We start from the raw sequence: 26,731 nt of genomic DNA on the forward strand, positions 1-26,731 counted from the left end.
ACGACAAGGCCGCTCCAGCCGGGGGGGGTGCTGGAGCGGCCTTGTTACAGACAAGCCTGTTGGCTGTCTGGATCAGGCCTTCGGGGCGTCCGTCTTGACGACCTTCTTCGCCTTCTTGTGCTTCTTGACGGGCTTCTTGGCGACGACCTTCTTCACCGGGGGCTTGGCGGTCGTGGTCGCCGGAGCGGTGGTCGTGGAAGCAGCCGGAGCAGCGGTCGTGGTGGCAGCGGCATTGCCCAGAGCCGGCATTGCGAAAGCGAGAGCGACGGCGAGACCGGTGGCGGAGAGGATGGACTTTTTCATGGCTTCATTTCCTTCTTTGTGCGGGTCGTGTTTCGAGTGTCACTGAACCGGGTCGATCGGTGTCACTCCAAGCAGCTTCAAAGCGTTCGCGAGCATCCGGATACCCTGTGCCTGTTTCTTGTTGGCGCAGAACCGGTTTCCCTTTCTTTGCAGTGCTTTCGCCGCGGTGACCTGCGTTGCCGCGGCATGGGTTTCAAGGGCTTCGTCTACCTGGCGATTGAGATCGATGCAGCGCTCGCTCCTTGTGATCGGCGTCACCTTTGCGGTTGTGGCTCCGACCGCGGCTGTGACGAGCGGAATGCTGAGCAGCGCACCCATCAAGCTGATCGTGAACCTGTGCATTGGTGATGTCCGTTACTCCGGAGACTTCGCGTCGCAGCCGATGTCCTGACCGCCACGGCACCCTTTATGCCCTTGATTTTTTTCGGGAGTTTTTCCGGACTATAGAATTTTGTTTCTGAATTGTTTCTGGCAAATCGGCTTTGCGGGCGATCATCGCCGCTGGCCAACATGTGGCCAGAATTCTATCGTGTGGGTGACGCCACAGAAGCAGACTCAGAAGGCAGCCGCCGACCGGCCGCCAGCAATGACAGGATCGCCGTGAAATCCGATGCGCACATACTGATCGTCGACGACGACAAGGGCATTCGCGACCTGCTTCAGGAATTCTTCCAGAAGCGCGGCCTGCGCACCACGGTTGCCGCCGACGGCGTCGAGATGGAAGACATACTGCGCCGCACGCAGGTAGACCTGATCGTGCTTGATGTGATGCTGCCGGGAAAGAGCGGGCTGGAGCTCTGCCGCGACCTGCGCGCCAGCTACTCGACGCCGATCATCATGCTGACGGCGGTCACCGAGACCACCGACCGCGTCGTCGGCCTGGAAATGGGCGCCGACGATTATGTGCCCAAACCCTTCGATCCGCGCGAGCTGCTGGCCCGTATCCGCGCCGTTTTGAGGCGCAATGGTGCTGCCGAGCCGAAGCGGGCCACCACCAAGCAGATCTATCATTTTGCCGGCTGGACGATGGACTGCTCGCGCCGCCGGCTGATGGCGCCGGGCGACGTCAGGGTCGAACTGACGATGGCGGAGTTCAACCTGTTGCAGACCTTCGTCAAAAGCGCGCAGCGCGTCCTCACCCGTGACCAGCTCATCGAGCTTTCCGGCGGTGACAGCGACTATTCCTTCGACCGCAGCATCGACATCCTGGTCAGCCGTCTCAGGCGCAAGATGGAAGACGACCCCAAGACGCCGAAACTGATCCTGACTGTGCGCAGCGGCGGCTACCAGTTCCTGCCCGAGACCACCTCCGAATGAGACGTTTCCTGCCGCAAACCCTGCCGGTCTGGGTTTTGCTCATCGTCATTGCCGGCCTGCTGATCAGCCAGGTCGCCACGCTCTACATCGTCTCGCGCGATCGTGCCGTCGCCAATGACGAGGTCGATCTCTACCGGCTTAACGACCGCGCCTATTCGCTGGTGCAGCTGATGCATGACGACACGCCGGAGCAGCGCAAGCTGACGGCCTCCGGTCTGTTCAACGCCACCTATGCGCTCACCGTTTCGGACACGCCCGCGGTCACCTCGTCGATCGCCGGCGACGACGAACTGGCCGAACTCGAGGACATCCTGGTCGGGCGGCTGTCGAAATTCGGCATCACCGACGCCCGCGTCCGGCGCGATCCGGCAACCCAGGCAGCCAACGCGCCTGGCGGTGTGGCCGTGACCAAGGATGTGGGCGCGGTGGAGCGTGACCTGTTATCGCTGGCGGCCAGCTTCGCCCAAAGCGACAAGCTGACGGCCTCTGTCCGCTTCGCCGACGGCCAATGGCTGAATTTCACCGAGCCCAACACGCCGGTCGGACCGATATTGAGCTTCGACAGCCTGCCGCTCTATTCGCTGATCGCGGCCCTGGTGGTGATCATGTCGATCTGGTCGCTGCGCCGGCTGACGGCGCCCTATCGGATGATGGAAACCGCGGTCAACCGGATCGGCACGGATCTGAAGAGCCCGCCGATCGCCGAGACCGGCAGCCGCGAAATCCGCGCCGCGGCCAAAGCCGTCAACGCCATGCAGGTCCGGCTGCGCGACTATGTCGAGGACCGCGAACATCTGGCCGCCGCGCTCGCCCACGATCTGCGCACGCCGCTGACCCGCATGCGGCTGCGCCTCGAACTGTTGCGCAGATCGACCGCGCGCGAGGCGCTGGCCCACGACCTCGCCGACATCGAGAGCATCGCCAGCTCCGTCATCGACTTCGCCACCTTCGAAGTCACCGAGGAGAAGAGCGAGCGGATCGATTTCTGGTCGCTGGTGGAATCGATCGCCGACAGTTTCGAGGACGTCACGTTCGACCATGACGGCGCCAGGCCGCGTGGCATGATCTGCATCGCGCGACCGGTGGCGCTGAAGCGCTGCGTCAACAATCTGGTCCAGAATGCCGTGACCTACGGCAAGAAAGCCCATGTCAGCCTGCGGCAGTCGGACGGCACGGTCACGCTGGTCATCCGCGACGAGGGGCCGGGCATACCGCAGGCGCAGCTCGACCAGGTGTTCGGTTCCTTCGTGCGGCTGGAGCAATCGCGCAACCGCCAGACCGGCGGTCTCGGCCTCGGCCTGACCATTGCCCGCAACATTGCGCGTGCCGCCGGCGGCGATGTCAACCTGTCCAACCGTCCCTGCGGCGGCCTGCTGACGGAGCTCAGCCTGCCGCTGGCGGCATGAGGCAGCAGACTAGCGTCTCGATGGGCACCGGGGGTGGATCAGCCAACCCAACCTTGCAATAGTGCAGCCGCTCGAACAGGAGGAGATCGCCGCATGTTTTACGCCATCCTGGCCTATCACGTCGAACAGACCATCCAGTCCCTGACGCCGCAGCAGGATGCGGCGCTGATGCACGACCTGCTCGAAGTCAACGCCAGGCTGACCCGCGAAGGCAAGCTCGGGCCGGCGGCAAGACTGGGCGCGACCGCCGACGCCGTGACGCTGCGCGGTCCGGGCGAAGGCATCGTCATCGACGGGCCGTTTGCCGAGACCAAGGAACAATTGCTGGGTCTTTATGTCCTCGACTGCGCCACGCAGGAGGCGGCGATTGCAGCCGCGCGCGACTTGCGCCGCGTGAATCCCTCGGCAGTCTACGAAATCCGGCCGATCACATTTTACCTTCCCGGCCTGGCGTTCCCCGTGACGAAGGGCGATTTCCAGGAGGCCGCCAGCGGCTGAGAGCCGCTTGCTCTACCCCATGGCCGGTCAGGCAGAAGCGATCTCGTTGCCCAGGCGGACCGTTTCGGCGACGAGAAGGTCGAGATCCTCGCGCCGGGTCCGGTGGTTGTTGATCGCCACCCTGAGGCAATGCCGGCCTTGCACCGTGGTATCGGAAATGGCGGCGGTTCCGTCTTCCTGAAGCCTCAGCATGATCTCGGTGTTGAGCGCTTTCGCGCGCTCGCCATCGAGACCATCCGCGCGATAGCGGAAGCAGACGATGTTGATGCTGGTCGGCGCCGTCAGTTCGAGCGCTGGTTCGGCCGCGATCAGCCCTGAGAGATACTGCCCCTGCGCAATGTTCTGGTCGATCAGGCGGCCGAATTTTTCGACGCCGTGTTCTCGCAATGCCATCCACACTTTGAGTGCCTTGAAGCCGCGTGACGTCTGCAGGCCGTAATCGTGCAGCCATTGGCCGGAGGCGAGGCCGCGCGGTGTCGACTCCAGATATTCCGGCGTCACCGCGAAGGTCTTGCGATGCGCCGAGGCATCCCGCACCAGCGCGCAGCCTGCCTCGAAAGGCGCATGCAGCCATTTGTGCGGATCGAGCGCGATGGAATCGGCCCATTCGATGCCGGCGACGCGATGTGCATTCTCAGGCGCGATCGCGATCAGCGCGCCGATGCAGCCGTCGACATGGAACCAGAGGTCCTCCTCATGCGCCAGCTTGGCCAGCGCCTGCAGATCGTCGATGGCGCCGGTGTTGACAGTGCCGGCGTTGCCGATGATGCAGGCCGGCTTGAACCCGGCCGCGCGATCTTCCGATATCGCAGTCCTCAAACCTTCAATGTCGATGCGCAGGCCGGCGTCGCTGGCAATGCGGCGCAGCGCCTTGTTGCCGAGACCGAGCGCTTCCATCCCCTTGCGGTGACAGGAATGGACCTGGTCCGAGCCATAGAAACGCAAAGGCTTTTCGATTGCTCCAACGCCGTGCTCGCGCACGCCGATGCCGGCCTTGGTGTTGCGCGCCACGGTGAGCCCGATGATGTTGGCCATCGAGCCGCCGCTGACCAGCGTGCCGCTGGCCGAAGCCGGCATGCCCATCATCTGCTTGCACCAGTCGACCACCTGGCCGTCCATCAGGGCGGCGGCATGGTTGCCGCCGCCGAGATTGGAGCCCTGGATTGCCGCCAGGAAATCGCCGATCGCGCCGGTAAAATTGCTCGACCCCATATACCAGGACCAGAAGCGCGGATGGATGTTGCCCATCGGATAGGGCATCACCTTGTCCACGACATCGCCATAGATGTCGGCAAGCGCGGTCGGCGATTGCGGCAGCGAGGCGGTGAAGAAATCCCTCACATCTCCAGGCATCTCCTGCCACACCGGCCGTTGCCTGACATCGCGCAGGTAAGCGACGGCATCGTCAACGATCCGATGCGACAGGCTTTGCACATCGGCCCAGTCCGAGGGGTCAAGCGTTTCCTCGGTACTGGTAGCCGAGTGTCCAGGCATCGCGTCCATGCAATTTGCTCCCGCGTCATCATGCCGGGAACTGGCAACCGGGCGTCGAGCGCGAGAGAGCAAGCTCTTCCGCATTCATCTCGGCCTCGATGCCGTCGAACAAAGGCGTGGTCATGTAGCGTTCACCGGTATCGGGAAGCATGCACAGGATCACCGATCCGGCCGGTGCCGTGCCGGCGATCTGGCGCGCCACGGCAAAAGCCGAACCGCCGGAAATGCCGGTGAAGATGCCTTCCTGCTGCGCCAGCGCCTTGGCCCATTTCATGCCCTCCGGCCCGGCGATCGGCATCACCTCGTCATAGAAGTTGCCATCGATGGCCTCCTGCAGGACGTGCGGGATGAAATCCGGCGTCCAGCCCTGGATCGGGTGCGGTTCGAAAGCCGGATGGCTGGCGGCCGGCGCTCCGCCGGCGCCACGCATCTGCCGCTTGCCGCTGCCGACAAGCTGCGCGTTGGCCGGTTCGGTGAGCACGATCCGGGTCTCAGGCCGCTCGCGGCGCAGCACCCGCGCCACGCCGGCGACGGTGCCGCCGGTGCCGTAGCCGGTGACGAAATAGTCGAGCCGCGAGCCGGCGAAATCGTTGACGATCTCGCGTCCCGTGGTAGCTTCATGAATGTCGGCGTTGGCCTTGGTCTCGAACTGGCGGGCCAGGAACCAGCCATTGGCTTCGGCCAGTTCCACCGCCTTCTTGTACATGCCGAAGCCTTTCTCGGCGCGCGGCGTCAGCACCACCTTGGCGCCCAGCATCCGCATCAGCTTGCGGCGCTCGACCGAGAAACTGTCGGCCATCGTCACCACCAGCTTGTAGCCCTTCTGCGCACAGACCATGGCAAGACCGATGCCGGTGTTGCCGCTGGTCGCCTCGACAATGGTCTGTCCAGGCTTGAGCGCGCCGGTGCGTTCACCTTCCTCGATGATGTTGAGCGCCAGCCGGTCCTTCACCGACGCCGCCGGATTGAAGAACTCGGCCTTGACGTAGATGGTGGCGTGCGCCGGTCCGAGATTATTGACGCGGATGACCGGCGTGTCGCCGATGGTGTCGAGAATGCTGTCGAACAGGCGGCCGCGGCCGGCCGTGGTTCTGATTTTCTGCTGATGCAACATGGTAGACTCCTGGTTCTTGCTCACGGGCCGGTTACACACCGGCGGTTTGGGCGGCGAGATTTCGACACCTTGCCGCACTACAGGTCCTTGACGTGCGGCAGTGTGGTAAACACCACATTCGGCGCACAAATTTTGCGAGCCGGGTGCACTTTGTCGTGCTCGGTGGTAAAGCAGGGGCCGGCAGGTCAGCGTGGGAGCAGGCGTGGTATCTGGCGTGGAATCGAGCCTGGCGAGCAGCCATCAAGGTGTTGTCGTGCGCCTGTTTGGGCCGCCGACAATTGCGCGCGACGGCGTCCCGGTGGTCTTGCCGGCATCGCGCAAGCTGCGCGCGCTGCTGGCCTATCTGGCGCTGGCGCCCCATCCGGTCGGACGTGGCAAGCTCTGCGAGTTGCTGTGGGATGTTCCAAATGATCCCAGGGGTGAGCTGCGCTGGTGCCTGAGCAAGCTGCGGGCCGCGCTCGACGAACCGGGCCGCCGCAGGATCGAAACATCGGGCGATACGATCGCGCTCGATCTCGACGGCATCTCAGTCGACGTTCTGGATGTCGCGGCGGCGGCTGCCGCAGGCATCGAAACGCTCGAGCCGACGCGACTGCAGTTGCTCTCCGACCTGTTCGTCGGCGACTTCCTCGAAGGGCTGGAGATCGACCGCAGCCCTCTCTTCAACAGCTGGCTGACCGCGCAGCGCCGCCGTTTCGGTTCCTGCCAAGCTGCTATACTGGAACATCTGGTCAAGACGCTGCCGGCCGATTCCGAAGACGTCTCCGCCCATCTCGAAAAATGGCTGGAATTGACCCCGTTCGACAGCAGCGCCCATGTCGCACTCCTGGTGAGGCTGGCGCGGCGCGGCCAGTTCCGTGCCTGCGAGGACCATCTTGCCGCAGCAGCATCGCTCTTCCAATCGGAAGAGCTGGATTTCGGCCTCGTGCGCCAGGCGTGGCTTGCCATTCGCGCGGAACGTCACTGCGCCACTTTGCCGGCACAGCCTGCGGTTGCGCCGATGGCGGGCCACAGTCCGATCGCGCTTGCCGCCACCGAAGCCGCGACGCCGCACAAGGCTGCGCTGGCCGTGATGCCATTTGCCGAAGACGCCGGTAGCGGCGTTCGTGGCGGGCTGGCCGATGGCTTGACCCACGACATCATCACCCGCCTCGCCAAGCTCAGGGACTTCTTTGTCATCGCCCGGGGCTCGGTCTTTGCGCTGGCGGAAAGGAACATCGCGCCGGAAGATGCCGGCCGAAGGCTGAATGTCGACTATGTCGCCACCGGCACGGTGCGCAGCCTGACCGGCCGCCTGATCATCACCGTCGAGCTCGTCGAGGTCCGCACAGCCAGGATCGTCTGGGCCGAGACCTTCGAGCGCAAGCCCGACGATCTTTTCGCCGTGCTTGACGATATCGGCAACAGCATCGTGGCCTCGGTCTCATCCGAGATCGAGACCGTCGAGCGCAACCGCGCCATGCTGAAAGCGCCCAATTCACTTAACGCCTGGGAGGCCTACCATCGCGGCCTCTGGCACATGTATCGCTTCACCCGCAGCGAGAACGACCTCGCGCGGCATTTCTTCGACATTGCTGTCAGGCAGGATCCGACCTTCACCCGCGCCTATGCCGGCCTCTCCTTCACCCATTGGCAGAGCGCCTTCCAGCGCTGGGGCGACCGCGACCAGGACAGCGCGCTTGCCTTTGAGGCAGCCGGCCAAAGCCTGTTGGTCGACGATCACAATCCCGCCGCGCACTGGGCGATGGGCCGGGCGCTGTGGCTGCGCGGCGAGGGTGACGCGTCCGTGCTCGAACTGCAAAGAGCCGTCGACCTCAGCCCGAACTTCGCGCTTGGCCACTATGCGCTGTCGTTCGTGCATTCGCAGTCGGGCGACCCGCACGCGGCGATCGGATCGTCGGATCATTCGCGCCATCTGTCGCCGTTCGACCCGATGCTGTTCGGCATGCTGGGCGCGCGCGCCATGGCCCATGTCCGCCTCGGCCAGTTCGACGAGGCGGCCGAATGGGCGCTGAAGGCGGCCGCCCGCCCCAACGCCCATGTCATCATCCTGTCGATCGCCGCTCACTGCCTGGCGTTGGCTGGGCGGCTGGACGAGGCGAAAAACTTCGCCGCCGCCATCCGCAAGACGCTTCCGGATTACCGAGCCGACGACTTCATCGACACCTTCCGCTTCGACCGGGATGCCACAGCCCTGTTCAAGCTCGGCGCCACGCGTATCGGGCTGGCTTAGAGCATGATCCCAAAAAGTGGGTACCGGTTTTTGGAAAAGATCATGCTCCAACAAATGGTTAGATCATGATGAGATTTCAACCAAATCTCATCATGATCTAGCGCCGCAACACCGCGCTCAGCACATCGCGTATCCCGATCGCGCCGACAAAGCGCGACTGGTCGTCGAACAGCGCCACGGGTGCCGTCTGCGAGCGGTGCATGGCCAGCATCACCGTCTTCAGCGAGGTCCCGGGATTGGCCCAGAACACTTGCGCCGTCTCCTCCGGCTGCGCCTCGACATCGGCGCACGAAACCCATACCGCCGGTTTGCCGTCGCGTTCCGCCGCCGCCACCAGCCCGTGCTCGTCGATCTTGAAGCGCGTCGTCTTGCGCCGGTCGAGCCACACCCAGCCATTATCGCCGTGCTCGAGGTCGCGGCTGTCGCGCATGACGTTCCAGGCGGTCAGCACCGACAACGGATTCACATTGGCGATGAAGTCGCGGACATAGTCATTGGCGGGCTTGAGCACGATGTCTTCCGGCGCCCCGGTCTGCACGATGCGACCGCCCTCCATGATGGTGATGCGGGTGCCGATCTTCAGCGCCTCTTCCAGATCATGGCTGACGAAGATGATGGTCTTCTTCAGCTCCGCCTGCAGCTGCAGCAATTCGTCCTGCAGCTTGGTGCGGATCAGCGGATCGAGCGCCGAGAACGGCTCGTCCATCAGCAGGATCGGCGCCTCGGTGGCGAAGGCACGGGCCAGGCCGACGCGCTGCTGCATGCCGCCGGACAGCTCATGCGCGTATTTCTTCGACCACTGGTCGAGATTGACCAGTTTCAGCTGGCGTTGCACGCGCTCCTTGCGCTCTTGCTCCGGCACGCCGGCGAGTTCGAGGCCGAGGCCGACATTCTCCTCCACCGTACGCCAAGGCAGCAGGCCGAACTGCTGGAACACCATCGCCACCTGCTTCTGCCGCAGCCGCCGCAGCGTCGCCTGATCGCAGGTCACGACATCGACGATATTGTCGCCGTCCTTGACCAGCACCTGGCCGCGCGACACCACGTTGAGCCGGTTGACCGCCCGCAGCAGCGTCGACTTGCCGGAGCCGGACAGGCCCATCAGCACCGAGATTTCGCCCTCATGCACGGTCAGGCTGGCGCCGGCGCAACCCAGCACATTGCCGGTCTTTTCAAGGATTTCGGCGCGCGTGGCGCCGCCGTCGATCAGAGCCAGCGAACCCGCCTGGTCGGAGCCGAAGACGATATCGACATTTTTGAAATCGACGGCGACGGTCATTTCTTGCCTCCAACGCCGATACGCGTCATCCGGTCGAGCACGATGGCGAGTACGACAATCGCCAGGCCCGCCTCGAGCCCGAGATCGATGCGGCGCGAGCCGAGCGCGCGGTTGATTTCAGTGCCGAGGCCGCCGGCGCCGATCAGTGCTGCAAACACCACCATCGACAGCGACAGCATGATCGATTGCGTCAGCCCGGCCATGATGGTCGGCAAGGCCGAGGGCAGCTCGACCTTCCACAGCAGCTGCTGCTTGGTGGCGCCGAACGCCTCGCCGGCCTCGATGATCGACTTCGGCACCGAGACGACGCCGAGATGGGTGAGCCGGACCGCGGTCGGGATGACAAAGATGATGGTGACGATGAGGCCGGGCGCGTTGCCGAGACCGAACAGGGTCAGAACCGGGATCAGGTAGACGAAGGTCGGCAGCGTTTGCATCAGGTCGAGCACCGGCAGCATGATGCGGTAGACCTTCGGCTTGTGCGCGGCCCAGATGCCGAGCGGCACGCCGATGGCCATCGCCATGGCGGCGGCGGCCACGACCAGCACCAGCGTCTGCACCGTCTGCTTCCAGAGATTCTGGTTGATGATGAAGATCAGGCCGAGAAAGACGCCTATGGCCAGCGGCCGAGAGCGCTGCAGCAGCCAGGCGATGATGGCGATGATCAGCGCCAGCAGCACCGGCGGCACCATCAAAAGGATGCCAACCAGCCCGTCGAGCAGGAAATTGAGGCCATTCGAGAAGGCCCTGAACACGGTGTCGAAATTGTCGGTGAGGAAACCGAAGAACGCCTTTCCCCAGGCGCCGATCGGTATCTTGTGATCGACCATGAATTTCGAAATCGGATCCATATCGCCCCTCTCATGCGAGAGACCGCCTGCTTCCGGCCTCCGCTTTCATTAGGTCATCTTCTCACAGGATATGAAAAAGGGCAGCCTTTTCTAGATTGGCTGCCCTTCCAGGTTCGGCTTGGCCGAATTAGTCGGCTCAGCTTCCGAGCGCGGTCTTGACCGCCGCTGCCGCATCGCCGCCATCGAAGGTGGTGACGCCGGCAATCCACGGCGCAACCGCGTCAGGGTGCTTCTTCAGCCAGTCGGCTGCGACCGTGTTGGCGTCGCCGCCCTTCAGGATCGCGTCCATCATCTCGCCTTCCATGTCCAGGTTGAACTTCAGGTTGGCGATGAACTTGCCGGCATTCGGGCATTCGGTGGTGTAGCCCTTGCGCACATTGGTGTAGACGGTGGCGGCGCCGAAGCCGCTGTCGCCCATGCCGTCGAGATAGGTGAGCTTCATGGCGCCCATCACCGGATGCGGCGTCCAGCCGAGGAACGCGATCCACTCATTGTTCTTGATCGACTGCTCGGCCTGCGTCAGCATGCCGGCTTCCGAGGACTCGACCAGCTCGAAGCCTTCGAGATTGTCCTTCGGGTTCTTGATCATGTCGAGGATGATGCGGTTGCCGTCATTGCCCGCCTCGATGCCGTAAATCTTGCCGTTGAACTTGTCCTTGAACTTGCCGATGTCGGTCAGCGACTTGACGCCGGCCTCCGCGACATAGGTCGGTACGACGATGCCGTAGCCGGCGCCGGTCAGGTTGGTGCCGATCGTCTCGACCGAACCATCGGCGGTGTAGTCCTTGATGTCGTTGGTCATCGACGGCATCCAATTGCCGAGGAAGACGTCGAGATCCTTGTTTTTCAGCGACGCCATGGTCACCGGTACCGATAGCTGGATCGTCTGCGGCTCGTAGCCGAGCGCGGTGAGCAGCACCGAAGCGACGCCGGTGGTTGCCTGGATGTCGGTCCAGCCGACATCGGAAAGGCGCACCGCCTTGCAGCTCTCCGGATCGCCGGCAAGTGCAGCGCTCGTGGACAGAAAAGTCGCCAGGCCGAGGCCGGCGACGAAGGTGTTCATACGCGACATTGGCAGTCTCCCATTGTGATTCTTTGGCGAAGCGTAGTTACGGTTTCTCTGCCCGCCTTGTTTCGTCAGCCAAACACCATTCTGGTGTGGTTTCAAGCGCTAAGACAATCACGATCAACGGCGCGGACTGGCCAAACAGCGACACGCCCGCCGCTTTTTCGATTGCAGACGGCTTTTCCCATGAAATGCAGCGGTGCCCTCTCCCCGCGCCGCGCCAACTCGGCTTAAAAGGACGGCATGGCCAAGCTCTACTTCCACTATGCGACGATGAATGCCGGCAAAACGACAATGCTGCTGCAGGCGTCCTACAATTATCGCGAACGCGGTATGACGACGATGCTGTTCGTCGCCGGCCACTACGGAAAGGGCGATACCGGGCTGATCTCGTCGCGCATCGGCCTGGAGACGGAGGCCGAGATGTTCCGCGACGGCGACGATCTCTACGCTCGCGTCGCCGAGCATCACGAACATACGACGGTGCATTGCATCTTTGTCGACGAGGCGCAATTTCTCGAGGAAGAGCAGGTCTGGCAGCTCGCCCGTATCGCCGACCGGCTGAACATCCCGGTGATGTGCTACGGCCTGCGCACCGATTTCCAGGGCAATCTGTTTTCCGGTTCGCGAGCGCTTCTGGCCATCGCAGACGATCTGCGCGAAGTGCGCACCATCTGCCGCTGCGGCCGCAAGGCGACGATGGTCGTGCGTCTCGGCGCTGACGGCAAGGTGGCCAGACAAGGCGAACAGGTGGCGATTGGCAAGGACGTCTATATCTCGCTCTGCCGCCGCCACTGGGAAGAGGAAATGGGCCGCGCCGCGCCCGACGATTTCATTGGCTTCACCAGAGGCTGAACGGCCGGGACAACATGAAAATTCTGCAGTTCACAGTTGATTGCCCGTTTCCGCCGGTCTCCGGCGGAGAGATCCGGAACGCCGCCAATGCACGCGCCCTGGCATCGATGGGCGAGGTCCTGACGGTAAGCCTGACTGGCGCCCCGGCACCCTCCACACCGCCGAACATCCGTCACCGGATCATCGAGGCAGCGCGCGGCAGGGCGCCCTGGGGCAGGCGCAGCCCGCACCCGACCGTGCATATGATGCCGGACGACGAGCTGGCCGAAGCCGACGCCATCTGGAGGGAATTCGCGCCCGATCTCGTGGTGATCGAGGAGATCGTGCTTTCGCAGCTGCTGACGCTGGCGCCGAAGCATCGCGCGCGCACCGTCCTTGACCAGCACAACATTGATTCCCGGACGGTGTCCGACCGGATCGCCGGCCTGACGCTGTGGCAGCAAATTCGAGACTGGCGCCAAAACAGGCGAAGGAAGGCAGAGGCGCGCGAAGCCGACAGGTGTGCGGCTGCCCTGGCCGACCAGGTCTGGGTTTGTTCGCGGGCCGACGAAGCGCTTCTGTCCGCTCTCGGCCCCGTCAACGACGTCAGGTTCGTCGCCAACCCCATTCCAGACGAGAGCGTGCTTTCCCTGCCGATTGCTGCCGAGCGCTTCAGTGAACTCAGCCTGTGTTTCATAGGCCATCTCGGCTATTTCCCCAACATCGATGCCGTCAAGCAGATCGGCCGCGCGATGGCGCCGCGCCTCGCCGCCTCCGGCCGGCCCTGGTCGATCACCGTCGCCGGCAGAAACCCGCGCGATGTCGTGCGCGGTCTATGCACCAGGCATGGTCTGCGGTTGATCGAGAACCCGCCGCATCTGCCGGAATTGCTTGGCCGCGCCGGCTATGCGCCGATCCCGCTGCACTTCGGCGGCGGAACCCGCATCAAGGTGCTGGAGGCGATGGCGGCGGGCCTTGTCGTCGCCGCTACCGAAAAGGCCGTCGAAGGGCTTGGCCTGCAGGCGGGCAGGCATTTCCTGTCCAGCGACGATGCCGGCAAGTTGGCATTGAAAATCATCGATCTCGCGACACGCCCGCAAGCGGCCGCCGAGATGGCGGAGATCGGCCGCGCTTTCGTGCGCGACAATCATTCGTCGGCGGCGATTGAAAAGCAGGTCAAGCAGGCGGTCGCGGCGATCCCGCGCACGGATTGAGCCCGGCTGCTATCCACCGGCATACGGCGTTTGTTAAGGCCTGCAGCCTATTTTGCCCTCAGCCAGAGCCAGCCGGGAACCGCCATGCTTCGAGCCATTTCATCAGCCCTTGTCATTTACTTGGCCGGTATCCTCGCCGCGCTGGCCGACGGCGATGCAGCACTTGGCAAGAAAGTGTTCTACCGCTGCATGGCCTGTCACGAGGCGGCAAGCGACCGCGACAAGGTCGGCCCGCATCTCCTCGGTATCGTCGGCCGCACCGCCGGCACCGCCCAGAACTTCAACTATTCGCAGGCCATGAAGGACGCCGGCGCGGCCGGCCTCGTTTGGGACGAAGCCAACCTCAAAGCCTATCTCGGCGCTCCCAAGCTGAAAGTACCCGGCAACAGGATGGGCTTCTCCGGCCTGAGCAGCGACGAGGACATCGCCAACGTCATCGCCTATCTGAAGGCCGATCCGAAGCCTTGAACGGCGCGATGCCTAGCGTGATGGCGACGGCTTCCGCCAGCTGTCTCGCGCTTGCAACTCATTGAGCCCTCTGTCGAATTCAGCACACCCACACTGTCCGAGATCGACTTCTTCGAAGCCGTCAAAGTTCAATGACAATTGAACAATACTTGGCCGGCTGGTTAATCACGCCATGACCCCGCCTTCATTGCCTTTCAAGACGACCAGGCATTTTTTTGTTTTCGGGGCGGGTCTTGTCTTGCGTCTTTCAATCCCCTGATACCCCACATATATTCGCCGCTGTTCGCAGCCAGCGACCGGAAGCCGAAGCGGGAGGCCCCTATGGCGACATTGCAGAATTTCGATGCCGAAATTGCCAAGACCAGGCAGGTCGTGCAGGACATGCGCTCCAAGATCGAGCAGTCGGGCACGGTGCTTGATACGCTGGCCACCGCCGACAAGAAGATCGGCGACGCCAATTTCGACATCGAGAATGCCCGCATCGAGGACGTGCTGAAGCAGCAGAAGGTGATGGAAGGCAACATTGCCGACCTGATCATCGGGCTGGAAGACGCCACCAACGTCTTCGGCACCGAATTCGAGAGCATGAAGAACTACACCGGCTGGGAAAGCTTCGTCGGCGTCTTCTCGGCGCAACGCAAGCAGCGCATGCGCACCGACCGCGTCCGCAACATGTCGCTGGCCGGCAATCTGCAGGAGCTTCTGGTCAAGTCCGACACCATCGTCGGCATCCTGAAAGCGCAGAAAGAGGTCCTCGACCAGCGCTACAAGACCTCGGAAAACAGCCTGTCGCAGGTGATCGAGCGCCGCAAGGTCACCATGACCAACCTCGAGGCGGTGCAGAAGCGCATCGAGGAGGTCAATCCGCTGCTGCTCGACATCGAAAACAAGATCGCCGCTTCTACCAGTCAGAAGGAGCGCACGCAGCTTGAGGGCGAGCGCTCGAAACTGGCGACCGAATACAATGAAAAGCAGGCCAAGGAGCAGGAGCTTCTGGCCGAAAGCCAGACGCTGGAACGCTACACCTCGATGTTCCAGACCTTCGTCGATTCGCTCAACAATCAGATCGCAGCGCAGTCGACGCTGATCAACAAGCTGACCATCGATACCGAGCAGCGCATCGTGCTCTACAAGGCACTGGAAGATTCCTTGAAGACCGCCGCCCAGCAGGATGTCGCCCACAAGATCAACACGCTGGGCAGCCAGGTTGACAACACCGCCGAAGAGACCATGGCCGGCATTGGCGCCGCCTCGCAAAAGCACATCGGCGATCTTCTCGAAATGCACGAGAAGAACATGGTCGCCAGCTCCGACATCCAGCGCCGCAAGAAGCTCGCCGACGACGCCTTCGCCCGCCGTTTCGACGACGTGATGAAGAAGCACAATTCGGCCAACTACGTGCAGTCGTAAGGAGCGGCTGCACGCGGGCACACCGGCATGACTCCCGAAAACGAAGCGGCGGCGCGCTATTTTTCCGCCATCACGGCAGCACTCAGCGGCCTCGAAGTGTTCATGCGCGACGACCGCTCGCCGCTTTACCGGCACGGCATCGTCGCCAAGATTGTCGCCGAATACATTGCCCGGCTGGACAAATCGTTTTCCTGCTGGCGCAACCGGCTCGGCTTCATGGACACGTTCCGCATTTCTCGCGCCGACAGCGGCTATCCCGTCTTCCAGAACCTGCTCGAACTGGAAAACGACCGCCGCCAGGCCGAGGCGCGGCTGGCCAACATTCCGCTGGCCGGCGAATTGCGCGAGGAAATGGCCGACTTCATCCTGCGCCACAAGGAATTCCCCGAAGCGCTGCAGAAGTCGATGGCCGAGCGGCTCTATCTCGAGGACGTCAAGAGCGAACAGACTTTTGGCCCGTTCTCGCTGGCGCAGACGGCCAAGGTCTCGGTCAATCCAAAGACCGGGCGCCCCTATTACCTCGTGCACTGGGCGAGCTTCGACGGCAGCGCCAACCTGCCGCTGGTCTACATGGTGACGGTGGAGGATTCCTCCGAAAGCATGATCCGGCAGCTCGTTGACAGCAGCGGCAAGCTCAATGAACGGGTCGACATCCCGCTGCCGGTGGACGGCCTGCTCAACCCCGAACTCGCCCATCGCTTCGACGATTTCACCGAGAAGAATTCCGCCTACACGCTTTCGCCCGCAACGATTGCGGTCAATCTCGACAAGGATTTCGAGCCGCTGCACCCTAAGCAGCTGCGCCGCGTCGTGCTCGGCCCCTTTTATTCCGCAGGCATTACGGACAACAATTCGACCGTGACCGAGGTGCTGGCCAAGGTGCGCAAACCGGAAAATGCCTGGCTGCTCACCTGGACCATCCAGGAGGTCTACTCCAAGGGCGAGAAACCCGGCCGCAAGGGGCTGTTTTCGAGCGATAAGACGACGCAGGAATTCTTTATCAACACCGACGATCTCGAAGCCGCGCGCCAGGGTGTGTCCAGCTACGAGAACCACGCCCTGATCCCGCACGAAGCCTATCAAGCACTCTACGCCGCCGGCGAAGCTCAAAAGATCTTTTCCGGCTACAAGGTCCATATTCTGTCCAACGGACAGGTGATCAGCGATGTGTGAGGTGGCATTTTTGGTGGGCCTGACAATCTCCGGGGCGCGGTCAGGGGCAGAAGGCGATTGTGATCGAAACGGATAACCTTGCTTCCCGCAGTAATGAATCGCCCTACCGGATTCTCGCTTGGTGGGATGTCGATATGCATATCGGTGCTTACAAGAAGCACAAACTGACCGCCCGACCATTGCGTAACCTTGAGCGCATTCTCGGACACCGGGTTCACGTTGAAAGTCGGTGGCGTCATCGAGGATTACCGGATGGGGTGCGGAAGCTTGAAGCTTTCAATTATATCGATGTTGCAGACCCGGCGCTTGCCGCGTTTTTTGTTCTTCAACAAATTTCCGGCTTATCCGAATGGTTTTCCGGGTCCGGCTACAGACCGGTTACTTCGCGGTCTGAAGATGAAAATACAGACGGTGACACGATCTGTACTTTCTATTGGTACGAATTGGATCAATATGAAGCATACCGCCACATTCGATCCGGAGGCGTCATGCTCGTTCTGGTCGAAAAATTACCTGTCCGAACACGTAATTCATCCCGTCCGATCGTTGGAATAAGACAGAGTCGGCAACCAAGATATAGCTACAATGTAAAAATCGTGATTCAGTTCTTTTGCGACAACAGACAAAAGCTTGTCGAATATCACTGGCCAAGATTGATGAAAAGATATGCATTTGAGCCAGAAGACCGTGTTGAATTCGGACCGCCATCTAACAACGGAAAACCGAATCAGATTTGCGTTAGCGCGATGTTAGCGGACCTAACTGAGTACCAGGCTGTCGCTTATTGTCTTGCACGGACTGAGCGTTGCCGTTTCAAGCTTGGAGGGCCGGGAGAGGCCATCTTTCAAGCCGAACGCTTTCCCGATCACGAACCCTTTGACGGGATGTTTTCAATTTTGCTCACGCGAGGGCAGGCACAAGAGTGAGTCGCGAGGAGGATTGATACGATGGACACCGGCCTGACCACCATCCCGGAAGCCGCAATCGAAAAGCACCGCGCCACGGCGCAGAGCTTCATCACCCGCGTCGTGGTTCTGGAAGACCCTGCGCGCGAATCCGGCACAGCACTTGCCGGCACCAATCGCCGCTTTGTCTCGACAGTCTCGGTCGGCTCGGTGCGCCGTACCCGCGAGGTCGAGCTTACCAAGACCGTCGCCGCGATCCATCCCGACGACCAGTTGATGAGCATCCCGCAGCACACGCTGTTGTTCCGCGCCCGCCGCGGCCTGGCGATAGCGCTCGCCATCTCCGACGTCTTCGCCGAGGGCTCCGACCTCGAAAGCCTCCAGGCCAAGAACACCCGTGCGCCTCTTGAGGGCGATGAGGCGGCGACCTTCAAGAAGCTTCTGTCAGCCTCTGCTTACGTTTCGGCCTTCAGCCTTGCCTCCTATCTATTCCAGCTGATCGACAGCGATGGCGAGGCTCCCAACGATATCCCCGAACCCGACTTCCTGTTCGACACGCCGCAGGACGCGGTGAAGTCGATCGTGGCTGGGTTGGACAAGGCGATCACCGGGTCGAAGGACGATGGCGACCTGACGACGCGCGCGCGAGCTTTTGCACGGGTCGCCATTGATGGGCTGCTGGCCCGCAAAGGCCGCTTCGACGGCATCGGTCCGTTCGAGAACGCCCACATCCGCATCGACGCCGACGATTTCACCCTCGATGGCTTCGACGTCGCGCCCGGCAAGCGTTCGAAACCGCTGGTGATGACCTTCAAGAAGCCCGAAGAGGTCGTCGGCAACCACATCGCCAAATACCAGTCGGTCAAGCTCGCCAAGATGCTGATGGCCTATGATTTCGAGCGCGAGCTGAACCCGTTCGTCGAGCTCGGCGGCTTCCTCTTCACCTTCATCGGCGATGGCGCGCCGGGCACCGGCAAGACGACGCTGATCCAGATGATCGCCGGCCTGGTCAACAATTATTGCCAGGTTGCCGGCTATCCCTTCGCCTATGAGAATTTCGGCGTCGACCAGATCTCGTCCTACCAGGGCAAATCCGGCCAGAATTGCCGCCAGTTCATCAACAATGTCTTGAACCCACGCGTCATCGGTTTCGGCACCGTCGACGACATCGACCAGGTGGCGGCCCGCCGCTCCGACGACCGCGCCTCGGCCGGCCAACAGGAAATCACCGGCGTCTTGATGGACGCCTTTGCCGGCGCCGGCACGGTGGTGCGCGGCAATTGCTCGTTCGGCATGTTTTCCAACTATCCCGAAAATGTCGACGATGCGCTGCGCCAGCGCGCCGGGGCCCGCTGGCTGGTCGACGGCCCACAGAGCCGCGGCGACTATATCGACATCTTCGTCCTGCTTGCCGGCAAAAACCACAAGATCCCACTCGGCGACCACAAGCTCTACGCCGCGCAGGAGATCCAGCGCGCGGTGACCGAAGCCTATGAGGAGCACGAGAAGCCTCAGGAAGACGGGCTGATGAAGGTCTATGAGCGCTACATGAAGGAGAATGGCGCGCCGAAATCGATGGCCGACATCGGCACTTATCTGCACCTGATCAAGGATGCCGAGCCGCGCTTCACCGGCCGAGCCATCAAGAACGTCACCGACGCCATCAAGATGCGCGCCATGGACATCGAGCTGCCCGACGACTGGTTCGAGAAGCCGGAAGTCTTCATGCACAAGGGCTACGACGAAAAGAAGGCCATGATCGAGGAACTGCGGGGGCCGTTCTCGATGGACATGGTCATGCAGGAGATCAACCGCTACGCCGACTCAGAGTTCCGTTATTCCGACAAATCCGACGACGCCGCGGTGGAGAAGCTGCTGCGCGACGCACGCCTGCGCGAACGGGCGGGGCGCGAGATGGAGGAGATGAAGAAGAAGGGGCTCTGGAATGCGTGAACTTCCTTCGCTGCCTGCGGGTGCTGAAAGGCTTGGCGCTAACGCTGACGCCCCCCTCTCCCCGTCCTTCACGGGGCGAGGGCAAGGGTGAGGGGCGGCGCATGTGTGGACCAGAGATCGCTACGACCATACTGGCAGCTATCGAACAGCGCCTCGATCGGCACATCCGGACCAATGATCTTCGATTTATTGCCGCCAAAGGCCATGGGGAGACATGTCCTTGAATGCTAGCGCTGCCCCTCACCCTCACCCTCTCCCCGTGAAGAACGAGGAGAGGGAGGCGTCAGCGTTGGCGCTTCGCCACAACAGGCAACGCCGCTCGGAACGTTCTGCATGAGCCACGCCAAAAAACCCGACCTCCTGCGCGACAATGAGCTGATCTACGGCCGCTTGCTCACCGTCGACGAGTCGCACCTCATCCAGCGTTACAACAAGGCGCTTGTCGCCTTCGGCCTCAAACCGACCAAGCTGAAGAGCTTCCAGATCGACCGCACCGGCTTCTCGCCCGAAGTGGCCGAGGAATGCGGCGATTACGATTATCTCGACCCCAATGAGGTCAACCGCCGCTTCATCATCCTGACGCCGTCGCAGATCGATCTGCCGGTGGTGCACACCGCCTTTTCCAACACCTCGCAGCTGATGTTCGAGTTCATGTCCAAGAACCAGCGCGCCATCGATGCGCTGACCATCAAGGATGTCATCTACGGGGAGATCGAGGATTCCGTTCCCCTGGTCAACGACATCGAGGATCTGCTGTCGATCAGCCAGGTCGAGTTCAGGGTGCTTTCGGCCGAGGACGTGCTGGGCAAGGCCGCCGAACTCGGCAAGCTGGTCGACCGGCTGAAGCAGGAGCCCGATGCCTGGCGCGACAACACCATGCTGAGCCGTATGGTGGAGCTGGCGAAGGTCTGCGGCGATATCCGTGAGAATGCGCTGGTGCCCGACCAGGTGATCTTCCGCCACAACGCCTACTGGACCAGCCATTTCGGCGGCGTCTACGTCTTCGTCGATCCTGATATGACCACCGTCATCGGCGACCCGGCCGCCCCCGGCTTTCGCCGTTCGCGGCCCTGGCAGGTCAGCTATCTCTCGATCAACGATGCCGACAAGGTGTTCAAGTTCCTGGCCAGCACCGGCCGCATCGAACTGCCCCGCGCGTCATGGGTCGAAAGCTCGGGCTATCTCGAGCATCGCGCCGAGATGGTGGTGCGCTCTCTCATCCGCGACACAGAGCCGAACCGCAATTTGACCGAGGTCGACAAGGTCTGGCTGCAGACCTGGATCCATGGCCATGCCGATCTGATCACCAAGGACGGCAATTTCCCCTTTCTCAACGCCGCCAAGCGTGAGATCGCCCAACTCGGCCATCTCAAGATCGAGGATGTGTTTCCGCAACAGCGCTTCCTGGTCGTGCGTGGCAAGCCCGACCATCCCGACGCCTGGCTGACCAACCAGCTGATCTCGGATTTCGTGCCGCAGGACTTCGTCTCGCGTTACGTCTTCAACAAGCCGGGCTTCTACAAGGACTATGACGGCTACAGCGACGCCTGGCGGTCGCATGTTGTGGACGTTCTGATAACCACATATTTGAAAGACAAAGTGGCGTTTCGCACGCGCCTTTACGGCCTGACTGACTGAGGGGTGAACGAGAGCCATGCTTGATCCGATCGTGAATTTCTTCACCCGCATCTTCCAATGGATCGGCCGCGGCATCGGCCTCGTCATCGGCGCGATCCTGTGGCCGTTCCTCTGGGCTGGGCGCTGGTATACGCAGCGCGGCTGGATCCTGAAGGCTGTGGTCGGCCTCGCGCTTCTGGTATTGATCGGCCTCTACGCCAATTTCTTCTACGCCACCCAGTGGTGGAACAAGTTCGATCCCAACTACGTCGACAAATACACCTTCGAGAACCGCAACATTTCCGCCGGCGAACAGGTCGCCGCCGGCGCCGGCACCGACACCGCCAAGACCTGCGGCAATTCGGGCATCGCCCAGGTGGCGGCCGACCTGACGGACTTCAACGTCAACCAGAATGCCTGGATCTCGTCGATGATCCTCTACAAACTCGGCCTGTTCGGCATCGACTGGGACAACACGCCGTTCATGGACAACAAGGCCTCGTTCCAGCGCGGCATCAACCAGGCGGTGCGGCGTACCGCCACCGAGCTTGCCGACAATCTCGGCCGTGTTCGCACCACATCGCAGATCGACGGCGACCTGCAGGATGCGCGCGGCAATCTGCAGTTCGACGAGGAGACCTGGTATTTCGGCCTCAACCCGTTCGGCCCCAAGACGCCGACGCCGAGCTATTATCGCGATGCCGTCACCAAGCTACGCTCCTTCAACGCCCGCCTCGGCAGCTGCCAGGCGACGTTCGATGCCCGCGCCGACAATCTGAAGCAGTATATCGACCGCATCTCCTCCGACATCGGTTCCACCTCCGCGATCCTCAAGGAGCGCGCCGAAAACCATAACAATGGCTGGTTCGACTTCCGCGCCGACGACCGCTTCTGGTTCGCCTATGGCCAGCTCTATGCCTATTACGGCCTGATGAAGGGCGCCCAGGCCGACTTCGAGGACGTCATCAAGGAAAAGCATCTCGGCAATCTGTGGGACACGATGGATGCGCAATTCGTCTCGGCCCTGCGCATCCAGCCCTTCATCATCGCCAATGGCCGCGAGGATGGCTGGATCATGCCGACGCACCTGACGACGATGGGTTTCTACGTGCTTCGCGTGCGCTCCAACATGGTCGAGATCAGCAACGTCCTGACTCAGTAGCGTCCACAGCTTTCCCGGCGAGCGATGGCGAATTTGCGCCGTCGCCTCTGTCGCATTCCGTGCATTGGGCGGCTGTTTTGAGACGGCGGAACGTCGCGTCCTCTGGCTTCTATACGGCGCGGCAACGGAGCCAGGAAGAACCGGCGACAGGTCGGCCGGCCGCGGAGACACTTTCTTCATAGGAAACATAGTTGCATGCAAGTTGACGCCGCGGGAGCGACAGGGTTAGAACATGCCCGCGCCCTGGTTCAACATGCCTGCGAGTGAGATCAAACCCGTCCCCTCCACCGTCCAATCCGAAGGAAAGCCGTCATGGCCGAAGTGAAGTCCGACATCGAGATCGCGCGCGGCGCCAAGAAAAAGCAGATCCAGGAGATCGGCGCCAAGATCGGCATCCCGACCGAGCACCTTTTGCCCTACGGCCACGACAAGGCGAAGATTTCGGCCGAATTCATCAAATCGGTGAAGGGCAACAAGGACGGCAAGCTGATCCTCGTCACCGCCATCAACCCGACGCCGGCCGGCGAAGGCAAGACGACCACCACCGTCGGCCTCGGTGATGGCCTCAACCGCATCGGCAAGAAGGCGATCGTCTGCATCCGCGAGGCTTCGCTCGGCCCGAATTTCGGCGTCAAGGGCGGTGCCGCCGGCGGCGGCTACGCGCAGGTCGTGCCGATGGAGGACATGAACCTCCACTTCACCGGCGACTTCCACGCCATCACCACGGCGCACAATCTTCTGTCGGCGCTGATCGACAACCACATCTACTGGGGCAATGAGCTCGGCATCGACACCCGCCGCGTCGCCTGGCGCCGCGTCATGGACATGAACGACCGGGCGCTGCGCGAAATCATCTGCTCGCTCGGCGGCGTCGCCAACGGTTATCCGCGCGAGGCAGGCTTCGACATCACCGTCGCCTCTGAAGTGATGGCTATCCTGTGCCTGTCCACCGACCTCAAGGATCTGGAAAAGCGCCTCGGCGACATCATCGTCGCCTACCGCCGCGACAAGACGCCGGTCTATGCCCGCGACCTCAAGGCCGACGGCGCCATGGCGGTGCTGCTGAAGGACGCCATGCAGCCAAACCTGGTGCAGACGCTGGAGAACAACCCTGCCTTCGTGCATGGCGGCCCGTTCGCCAACATCGCGCATGGCTGCAACTCGGTGGTCGCCACCACCACGGCGCTGAAGCTCGCCGACTACGTCGTCACCGAAGCCGGCTTCGGCGCCGACCTCGGAGCCGAAAAATTCTTCGACATCAAGTGCCGCAAGGCGGGTTTGAAGCCGGCGGCTGCCGTCATCGTCGCCACCGTGCGCGCCATGAAGATGAATGGCGGCGTCAAGAAGGAAGACCTCGGCAAGGAAAACATCGAGGCAGTCAAGAAGGGCTGCCTCAATCTGGGCCGCCACATCGAGAATGTGAAACAGTTCGGCGTGCCTGCGATCGTGGCGATCAATCATTTCACCACCGATACCGAGGTGGAAATCCAGGCGATGAAGGATTTCGTCGCCTCGCTCGGCGCCGAGGCGATCCTGTGCAAGCATTGGGCCAATGGCTCTGCCGGCATTGAGGAGTTGGCGCGCAAGGTCGTCGAGATCGCCGAATCCGGCGCCTCGCAGTTCGCGCCGCTCTATCCCGACGCAATGCCGCTGTTCGAGAAGATCAACACCATCGTCCAGCGCATCTATCGCGGCGACGAGGCGATCGCCGACAAGTCGGTGCGCGACCAGCTGCATGCCTGGGAGCAGGCCGGCTACGGGCACCTGCCGGTCTGCATGGCCAAGACCCAATATTCCTTCTCGACCGACCCGAACCTGCGCGGCGCGCCGACCGGGCACACCGTGCCGGTGCGCGAGGTCAGGCTTTCGGCGGGCGCCGGCTTCGTCGTCGTCATCTGCGGCGAGGTCATGACCATGCCCGGCCTGCCCAAGGCGCCGTCCTCGGAAAAAATCTTCCTCAACGAGATCGGCCAGATCGAAGGCCTGTTTTGAAATTTCGAGATCGTTGCGAGATCCAAGAAGGGCGGCCACTGGCCGCCCTTTTGCTTTTCGGGGACAGATTTGCCTATGCAGCGTTGCGCGCCAGCGCGCGCTGGTTGGACGCATAGGGCGTGTCGCGTTCGGGCAAAGCACCGGTCTTCAGGCAATCGATCCATTCGGCGGTCTTGAGCACGGCCGCAAAGCGCGACTGCAGGATGATGGACACCACGCGGTGGATCTCCTCGGCCGAGGCGTAGCCGGCGCTGTTGGCGTAAGGCAGCGAACCGGTGGCGTCGGACAGGAACTCGACCGCAAAGCCGACATGCGCGGCGTGGATGATGCTCGACAGGTCGCAATTATGCGTCATGTAGCCGATCACCGTTATCGTATCGATGGTATTGGCGCGCAGCCACGCCTCGAGGTCGGTGCCGGCAAAGGCGCTAGGCAGTGACTTCTCGACATAGTGGTCGCGGCTTCGCCGGGCGATCTCGGGATGCAGTTCGCCGCCATGGCTGCCCTTGGCGAAGACTGGCGAGGTCTCGGGCGCCATCTGCTTGACGACCACCACCTTCACGCCGGCCGCAGCGGCGGCATCCATAGCGCGCGCGACATTGACGACGCTGTCGCGGAACGGCGGACACTGGATGGCGAGGTTGCCGCCATCATAATCATTCTGGACATCGATAACGATGAGTGCGCGGCGCGGCGTGATATTGGCGGACATGGTGTTCTCCTTCGAGCTTGAATGGGACAGGAATAGGCGAATCGCCCGACTGCCAAAAGTGGCCCGATTGACATCAGTCGAAAGAATTGGGACAATCCGCTTTTCGCTTGCTGGAAACACGCATGGCCGACCCGATCATTGCCGTTCTCGCCTTTGACGGCATCAGCCCGTTCCACCTCTCCGTGCCGTGCGTGGTGTTCGGCACCGACCGCACCAAGCTTGGCCTGCCGCGTTTCGACTTTCGCGTCTGCGCGCTCGACGATGGAGCGATCCACACCGATGTCGGGCTGACCATCGCGGTGCCGTATGGCCTTTCCGCATTCGACGATGCCGACATCGTCATCGTTCCGAGCTGGAAGGATCTCGAGGCCCCACTTCGGCCGCCGCTCCTGGCAGCGCTCACCCACGCGCACCGGCGCGGTGCGGTGATCGTCGGCCTCTGTCTCGGCACCTTCGCCATTGCCGCCGCCGGGCTGCTTGCGGGCCGGCGTGCGACGACACATTGGGCCTCCACCGACCGGCTGCAAACATTATACCCGGACATCGAAGTCGACGCCGACGTGCTCTATGTCGACGACGGCGACATCGTCACCTCGGCCGGCGTCGCCGCCGGGCTCGATTGCTGCCTGCACATTGTGCGCGCCCGCTATGGCGCAGAGGTAGCGCTGCGGCTGGCCAGGCACATCGTGCTGTCGCCGCACCGGCAGGGTGGGCAAGCGCAGTTCATCGAGCGCCCGCTGGCGAAAACCCCGGCCACCGACCGCTTCACCCTGGCGCTCGACACGGTGCGGGCAACGCTCGGACAAACGCACAACCTCGACCGCGTCGCGGAGGCCGCGGGCCTGACCCGGCGCACTTTCACCCGCCGTTTCCAGAAATCGATCGGCACCAGCTTTGGCGAATGGTTGGCCGGCCAACGCATCGAACTGGCGCAACGGCTGCTGGAGGCGACGGAAAAATCGATGGACATGGTGGCCTTCGAAGCCGGCTTCGGCAGCGCCACCTCGCTGCGCCAGCATTTCGCCGCACGGCTCAAGACGTCACCGGCCCAATACCGGCGTGAATTCTCGCGACGAGCCGGTCCGGACGAGCGCATGGCACGCACGGCTTCATACTGACCGCCCACGACGAGTTCAGCCCCGCTTGACCGCCCGCGCCGGATTGCCGACCACCGTGGTGTTGTCAGGGACGTCGCGCGTCACCACCGCGCCGGCGCCGACTATGGCGCCATCGCCGATGCTGATGCCGCCGAGGATGATGGCGCTGCCGCCGATCCAGGCGTCATCGCCGATGGTGACCGGCCTGGCAATCTCCAGTCCCGACTGACGGCCAGCGGCCTCCTTGTGGTGCTCGGCGCAGTAGATCTGCACATTGGGGCCGAGAAGCGTCCGCCTGCCGATACGCACCGGCGCGGTATCGAGGATGGTGCAGCCGGCATTGAGGAAGGCGCCGTCGCCGAGATGGATGTTGAAACCGTAGGCGCAGTGGAACGGCGCCTCGATGCGGGAGCCTGCGCCCGCGCTGCCGAGCAGCGCCAATAGCGCCGGGCCGATATTGCCGCGTTGCTGGGGCCGTAGCGTATTATGCTCGAACACCGCATCGCGCGCGATCGCCCGCAGCGCCTCCAGTTCGTCGTCGATGCAGGTGTACCATTCGCCTGCAATCATCCTTGTGCGTTCGCTTCCGGCCATCACAGCGACTCCGTCCCTTCGTCATGTTCGACTGGTTAC

Annotated in this window: 25 protein-coding genes; 15 read left to right on the top strand and 10 right to left on the bottom strand. The window is 62.5% G+C overall.

Annotated features, from left to right (window positions below):
• Positions 1 to 72 precede the first annotated feature (72 nt).
• Complete coding sequence (locus X771_RS164245; RefSeq protein WP_023670004.1) at positions 73 to 303, bottom strand: hypothetical protein; 231 nt, start codon at positions 301 to 303, stop codon at positions 73 to 75.
• A 39-nt stretch (positions 304 to 342) separates the two neighbouring features.
• Complete coding sequence (locus X771_RS164240) at positions 343 to 645, bottom strand: hypothetical protein (RefSeq protein WP_023683677.1); 303 nt, start codon at positions 643 to 645, stop codon at positions 343 to 345.
• A 258-nt stretch (positions 646 to 903) separates the two neighbouring features.
• Between X771_RS164240 and X771_RS164235 the strand changes: the two genes are divergently transcribed.
• The 3 genes from X771_RS164235 to X771_RS164225 all read left to right on the top strand — a co-directional run bounded on the left by X771_RS164235 (position 904) and on the right by X771_RS164225 (position 3,524).
• Complete coding sequence (locus tag X771_RS164235; protein ID WP_023670002.1) at positions 904 to 1,620, top strand: response regulator transcription factor; 717 nt, start codon at positions 904 to 906, stop codon at positions 1,618 to 1,620.
• Positions 1,617 to 3,026: an ATP-binding protein gene (locus X771_RS164230; RefSeq protein ID WP_023686151.1), complete on the top strand. Its 1,410-nt coding sequence runs from the start codon at positions 1,617 to 1,619 to the stop codon at positions 3,024 to 3,026. Before X771_RS164235 ends, X771_RS164230 begins: the two co-directional genes overlap by 4 nt.
• A 93-nt stretch (positions 3,027 to 3,119) precedes the next feature.
• Entirely contained in the window at positions 3,120 to 3,524 is a 405-nt protein-coding gene (locus tag X771_RS164225) for a YciI family protein (protein ID WP_023686152.1), read from the top strand.
• Positions 3,525 to 3,551: 27 nt separating this feature from the next.
• Here the strand turns inward: X771_RS164225 and X771_RS164220 are convergent, their stop codons facing one another.
• Positions 3,552 to 5,027: an aspartate aminotransferase family protein gene (locus X771_RS164220; RefSeq protein WP_023686153.1), complete on the bottom strand. Its 1,476-nt coding sequence runs from the start codon at positions 5,025 to 5,027 to the stop codon at positions 3,552 to 3,554.
• A 19-nt stretch (positions 5,028 to 5,046) separates the two neighbouring features.
• On the bottom strand, positions 5,047 to 6,132 hold the full coding sequence (locus X771_RS164215) for a pyridoxal-phosphate dependent enzyme (RefSeq protein ID WP_023686154.1): 1,086 nt from the start codon (positions 6,130 to 6,132) through the stop codon (positions 5,047 to 5,049).
• Between the two features lie 202 nt (positions 6,133 to 6,334).
• Between X771_RS164215 and X771_RS164210 the strand changes: the two genes are divergently transcribed.
• Positions 6,335 to 8,365, top strand: a complete 2,031-nt coding sequence (locus X771_RS164210) for a transcriptional regulator (RefSeq protein ID WP_050587376.1) — start codon at positions 6,335 to 6,337, stop codon at positions 8,363 to 8,365.
• A 97-nt stretch (positions 8,366 to 8,462) separates the two neighbouring features.
• Here X771_RS164210 and choV read toward each other — a convergent pair whose 3' ends face one another.
• The 3 genes from choV to X771_RS164195 form a co-directional block, all read right to left on the bottom strand.
• Complete coding sequence (gene choV, locus X771_RS164205; RefSeq protein ID WP_023686156.1) at positions 8,463 to 9,644, bottom strand: choline ABC transporter ATP-binding protein; 1,182 nt, start codon at positions 9,642 to 9,644, stop codon at positions 8,463 to 8,465.
• Positions 9,641 to 10,495, bottom strand: coding sequence for a choline ABC transporter permease subunit (gene choW, locus X771_RS164200; protein ID WP_023669995.1), 855 nt, complete (start codon positions 10,493 to 10,495; stop codon positions 9,641 to 9,643). Before choW ends, choV begins: the two co-directional genes overlap by 4 nt.
• A 136-nt stretch (positions 10,496 to 10,631) precedes the next feature.
• Positions 10,632 to 11,567, bottom strand: a complete 936-nt coding sequence (locus X771_RS164195; protein WP_023686157.1) for a choline ABC transporter substrate-binding protein — start codon at positions 11,565 to 11,567, stop codon at positions 10,632 to 10,634.
• Positions 11,568 to 11,804: 237 nt separating this feature from the next.
• Between X771_RS164195 and X771_RS164190 the strand changes: the two genes are divergently transcribed.
• The 7 genes from X771_RS164190 to X771_RS164165 all read left to right on the top strand — a co-directional run bounded on the left by X771_RS164190 (position 11,805) and on the right by X771_RS164165 (position 19,518).
• Entirely contained in the window at positions 11,805 to 12,416 is a 612-nt protein-coding gene (locus X771_RS164190; protein ID WP_023686158.1) for a thymidine kinase, read from the top strand.
• Between the two features lie 14 nt (positions 12,417 to 12,430).
• Positions 12,431 to 13,609 carry a glycosyltransferase gene (locus X771_RS164185; protein WP_023686159.1) on the top strand — a complete coding sequence of 393 codons (1,179 nt, stop codon included), beginning with the start codon at positions 12,431 to 12,433 and terminating at the stop codon, positions 13,607 to 13,609.
• Positions 13,610 to 13,693: 84 nt separating this feature from the next.
• Entirely contained in the window at positions 13,694 to 14,077 is a 384-nt protein-coding gene (locus tag X771_RS164180) for a cytochrome c family protein (protein WP_023686160.1), read from the top strand.
• A gap of 321 nt (positions 14,078 to 14,398) precedes the next feature.
• Entirely contained in the window at positions 14,399 to 15,487 is a 1,089-nt protein-coding gene (locus X771_RS164175; RefSeq protein WP_023669990.1) for a hypothetical protein, read from the top strand.
• Between the two features lie 27 nt (positions 15,488 to 15,514).
• Positions 15,515 to 16,660, top strand: a complete 1,146-nt coding sequence (locus tag X771_RS164170) for a hypothetical protein (RefSeq protein ID WP_023686161.1) — start codon at positions 15,515 to 15,517, stop codon at positions 16,658 to 16,660.
• Positions 16,661 to 16,719: 59 nt separating this feature from the next.
• Positions 16,720 to 17,586: a hypothetical protein gene (locus tag X771_RS1000000167825; protein WP_156935952.1), complete on the top strand. Its 867-nt coding sequence runs from the start codon at positions 16,720 to 16,722 to the stop codon at positions 17,584 to 17,586.
• Between the two features lie 21 nt (positions 17,587 to 17,607).
• Positions 17,608 to 19,518 carry an ATP-binding protein gene (locus X771_RS164165; protein WP_023686162.1) on the top strand — a complete coding sequence of 637 codons (1,911 nt, stop codon included), beginning with the start codon at positions 17,608 to 17,610 and terminating at the stop codon, positions 19,516 to 19,518.
• A 68-nt stretch (positions 19,519 to 19,586) separates the two neighbouring features.
• Here X771_RS164165 and X771_RS1000000167830 read toward each other — a convergent pair whose 3' ends face one another.
• Positions 19,587 to 19,724: a hypothetical protein gene (locus X771_RS1000000167830; protein ID WP_023686163.1), complete on the bottom strand. Its 138-nt coding sequence runs from the start codon at positions 19,722 to 19,724 to the stop codon at positions 19,587 to 19,589.
• Positions 19,725 to 19,851: 127 nt separating this feature from the next.
• Here X771_RS1000000167830 and X771_RS164160 point away from each other — a divergent pair, with 127 nt between their 5' ends.
• The 3 genes from X771_RS164160 (at position 19,852) to X771_RS164150 (ending at position 24,289) form a co-directional block, all read left to right on the top strand.
• The gene (locus X771_RS164160; RefSeq protein ID WP_023686164.1) at positions 19,852 to 21,156 is read left to right on the top strand and encodes a DUF6638 family protein; all 1,305 of its coding nucleotides are present in this window, start codon (positions 19,852 to 19,854) and stop codon (positions 21,154 to 21,156) included.
• A 16-nt stretch (positions 21,157 to 21,172) separates the two neighbouring features.
• Positions 21,173 to 22,297 (top strand): DUF2333 family protein, encoded by a 1,125-nt coding sequence (locus X771_RS164155; RefSeq protein ID WP_023686165.1) that lies wholly within the window; start codon positions 21,173 to 21,175, stop codon positions 22,295 to 22,297.
• A gap of 312 nt (positions 22,298 to 22,609) precedes the next feature.
• The gene (locus X771_RS164150; RefSeq protein WP_023686166.1) at positions 22,610 to 24,289 is read left to right on the top strand and encodes a formate--tetrahydrofolate ligase; all 1,680 of its coding nucleotides are present in this window, start codon (positions 22,610 to 22,612) and stop codon (positions 24,287 to 24,289) included.
• Between the two features lie 73 nt (positions 24,290 to 24,362).
• On the opposite strand, the gene X771_RS164145 is transcribed toward X771_RS164150, so the two are convergent.
• Positions 24,363 to 25,001, bottom strand: a complete 639-nt coding sequence (locus X771_RS164145; RefSeq protein ID WP_023686167.1) for an isochorismatase family protein — start codon at positions 24,999 to 25,001, stop codon at positions 24,363 to 24,365.
• Between the two features lie 122 nt (positions 25,002 to 25,123).
• Between X771_RS164145 and X771_RS164140 the strand changes: the two genes are divergently transcribed.
• Positions 25,124 to 26,119 carry a helix-turn-helix domain-containing protein gene (locus X771_RS164140; RefSeq protein WP_023686168.1) on the top strand — a complete coding sequence of 332 codons (996 nt, stop codon included), beginning with the start codon at positions 25,124 to 25,126 and terminating at the stop codon, positions 26,117 to 26,119.
• A 15-nt stretch (positions 26,120 to 26,134) separates the two neighbouring features.
• Here X771_RS164140 and X771_RS164135 read toward each other — a convergent pair whose 3' ends face one another.
• Positions 26,135 to 26,692 carry a sugar O-acetyltransferase gene (locus tag X771_RS164135; RefSeq protein ID WP_023686169.1) on the bottom strand — a complete coding sequence of 186 codons (558 nt, stop codon included), beginning with the start codon at positions 26,690 to 26,692 and terminating at the stop codon, positions 26,135 to 26,137.
• Between the last annotated feature and the right edge of the window lie 39 nt (positions 26,693 to 26,731).

The sequence above is a fragment of the Mesorhizobium sp. LSJC269B00 genome, from assembly GCF_000502815.1.
Classification (GTDB): domain Bacteria; phylum Pseudomonadota; class Alphaproteobacteria; order Rhizobiales; family Rhizobiaceae; genus Mesorhizobium.